Annotated in this window: 3 protein-coding genes; 1 reads left to right on the top strand and 2 read right to left on the bottom strand. The window is 48.9% G+C overall.

The window, feature by feature from the left end; genetic code table 11:
- Window positions 1–259 precede the first annotated feature (259 nt).
- A complete protein-coding gene (locus QVO97_RS08545; RefSeq protein ID WP_288189438.1) occupies window positions 260–1,594 on the top strand; it encodes an MATE family efflux transporter in 1,335 nt (444 codons plus the stop codon).
- A 193-nt stretch (window positions 1,595–1,787) separates the two neighbouring features.
- Here the strand turns inward: QVO97_RS08545 and QVO97_RS08540 are convergent, their stop codons facing one another.
- Together QVO97_RS08540 and QVO97_RS08535 are read right to left on the bottom strand one after the other, a co-directional pair.
- Window positions 1,788–2,384, bottom strand: a complete 597-nt coding sequence (locus tag QVO97_RS08540; RefSeq protein WP_288189437.1) for a DUF975 family protein — start codon at window positions 2,382–2,384, stop codon at window positions 1,788–1,790.
- Entirely contained in the window at window positions 2,384–2,629 is a 246-nt protein-coding gene (locus QVO97_RS08535; RefSeq protein WP_022359916.1) for a hypothetical protein, read from the bottom strand. Before QVO97_RS08535 ends, QVO97_RS08540 begins: the two co-directional genes overlap by 1 nt.
- Window positions 2,630–2,988: the final 359 nt, after the last annotated feature.

The raw sequence follows: 2,988 nt of genomic DNA, 5'->3' as shown, positions 1-2,988 counted from the left end.
AGGACGCAATTTCCTATGAAATAAAAATCACTCTACCCGTTATGATACCATGTATGTCACTGATTGTAAAATACCGCGTGCTGACCAGCCCGCTTCTATATCACAAAAAAAGTGCCTCTATTTTACTTTTTTTCGTGATTTTTCGGATTGCCAATTTTATGTATTTCTTATAAAATCTACTCTCAGAGTTTTATAATCGTTTTTTAGAAAGGATGGTTTTTCCATGAGCCGCTCTTCGCAACGCTCTACCATAAAAGATATGACAAACGGAAGCCCGGCGAAGCTGATTCTGGGCTTTGCGGTTCCGATGCTGATGGGACTTCTGTTCCAGCAGTTTTACAGCATGGTCGATACGATCATTGTTGGAAAATTTCTCGGCGTTGATGCGCTGGCTTCGGTCGGTTCCACCTCCGCCATCAACTTTATGATTAACGGTTTCGTCATCGGCGTCTGCACCGGGTTTTCCATTCCGGTTGCACAGCGGTTCGGCGCGCAGGATTACAAGGACATGCGCCGTTTCGTCGCCAATGCCGGATGGATCGCCTCCTGTTTTGCCGTGGTCATGACCGTGATCGTCTGCCTGCTTACACGGCAGATTCTTGTCTGGATGCAGACGCCGGACAATATCATCGACGGCGCGTACAGCTATATTTTCTTCGTATTCGCCGGTATCCCGGCAACCTACCTGTACAATACGCTGGCGGGCATCATCCGTGCGCTCGGCGACTCCAAAACGCCGGTCTATTTCCTGATTTTATCCAGTCTTTTAAACATTGCACTGGATCTGCTTTTCATCGTACAGATCGGAACCGGCACCGCCGGAGCTGCCTATGCAACTGTTATCTCTCAGGCAGTATCCGGTATTCTCTGCCTGAGCTATATGAAGAAAAAATTTGAAATCCTGCATATGCACCGGGAGGAAACACGCATCAGCGGCAGACATATTTACGTTCTCTGCAAAATGGGTGTGCCGATGGGACTCCAGTATTCGATCACCGCGATCGGCTCGGTTGTCATCCAGACTGCCATCAACTCCTTAGGTTCCATCGCGGTTGCCTCCGTCACCGCAGGTCAGAAGATTGGCATGTTCTTCTGCTGCCCGTTTGACGCGCTGGGCGGCACGATGGCAACCTACGCCGGACAGAACGCCGGTGCCGGAAAGGTAGACCGCATCCGCCAGGGCGTCCGGTCCGCGACTCTCATCGGCGGCATCTACTCCATTGCGGCGTGCATCGTGCTGACCGTGTTTGGCGGCGTGATTCCGCTTCTCTTCGTCGATGCCTCGGAAACAGTTGTAATCCATCAGGCGCACCAGTTCCTGACCTTCAACTCCCTGTTCTACATACCTCTGACAATCGTCAATGTATGGCGTTTCACGATTCAGGGAATGGGCTACAGCCTGCTCGCCATCCTGGCAGGTGTCTGCGAAATGATCGCCCGCGCCATGGTCGGCTTCCTGCTGGTGCCGATCTTTGGCTACATCATCATCTGTTTTGCCTCGCCGCTTGCATGGCTGCTCGCTGATGCCTTTCTGATTCCGGCATTCTTCTATTGCCAGAAACATTTGCTGTCTGAGAAAGCACGGATGGACTAAAACAAAATAAATAATCCAACTCAAAAAAACACCTCAGAAAGCTTTCATTTTGACCACTTTCTGAGGTGTTTTTTGATTGCAGATTCTTATTTTGGGCTTTCGCCAATTTGATTTTCAAAGATTTTTATTGTTCCGTCTATCCTTACACAAGCACAGTTCTATGCAAATGATTTCATTTTTGTATAGGCAGAGTTCACGCATTTTCACTTTCCTCCGGCTCATTCTCACTCCACTTATCCTGCATTTCTATCTCTTCTATTTCCCTCTTCTCATCCCGCACGTCCCTATAAAATGCCGCAAATGCCGCCTCCTCATATGGGCGCAGAAACAGATAGCCAATATTGAGCGGTCCCATCAGCGCTGCCAGAAACAGCACGGTCACACCGCTGAGCCTTCCCTGTGTATACAAAAGAACCGCTGGTATTATATATTGAATGCTGCAGATCAGCCGCCAGCCGATAAAGCTAAAGGTCAGGCAGAATAAATTCCATTTTTTTCCATCCATCAGGCGGCGCGACTCGGTGATCGCCTCGTTGGCGGAATATTCTGGATGTTCCATCAGCACATATGGTGTCATCGCATAGCTGTACGTCTTTATGAAACCCGGAACGAAAAACAGGCAGGTCCAGCAAAATATATAAAAGCCGCGCACAAATACCATCGCCACGCCATCTGTGATCCGCGAAAACTGGGAAAATAAATCAGAAAAGGACGCTTCCTTTTTCTCTGCCAGATTCAGATGGAAACGGGCGTATCCCATCTGCCCCGCACCTCCAATAATAACCACCATCAAGCCCCAGATAAGCAAAGCATCAAGGGCAGAAGCATGCTGCGCATCAGAAATACCTGCGTCAGCACATTCTTCACTTCCGGTCGTGCCTGTATCACTTTTTGCAGCTCTGATATTCCATTTGGCGCCGTATCGGCAATCTCCGCACCGATCAGGGACGCTGCTAATCCCGTTCCCATCGCAAGTTTCCAGTTTCCGCGCAGTGTCTCACGCGCCATTTGCCTAAATTCAGATGCACTTCTCATGCTTTCTCCCCCTTTCTTTCTGAAATCATTGTATCATTTTTCCATTTTGACCGTCAATATACCGCTTCAAACCGTAAATAATTTGTAATAAGGTCGTAATGATTCTACTGTCGTCAAAGGCAAATTCAGAATGCCGGAATCACTCTCCCAGCATTCTGGGAGCTGATTGAGCTGGCGATCCGCTGGCACTTCTCATCTTCCAAATCTGCCCTGCCTCCCGCAATCTTCAACTGAAATTTTTAGCCTGCATCACAGACAGGCTGTTTTCATTTTCCCCTACTTTATATACCCGCGCAGCTTCACATATTCCTTGATCAGCTCCGCCGTCTCGTCCAGTCCGAGGCGGGTCGTATTGATCG

Source organism: Clostridium sp. CAG:43, from assembly GCF_000434655.1.
In the GTDB taxonomy this organism is placed as follows: Bacteria; Bacillota; Clostridia; order Lachnospirales; family Lachnospiraceae; genus Otoolea; species Otoolea fessa.
Note: the sequence above shows the minus strand (reverse complement) of the source record. Positions and strands in the feature narration are given on the sequence as shown.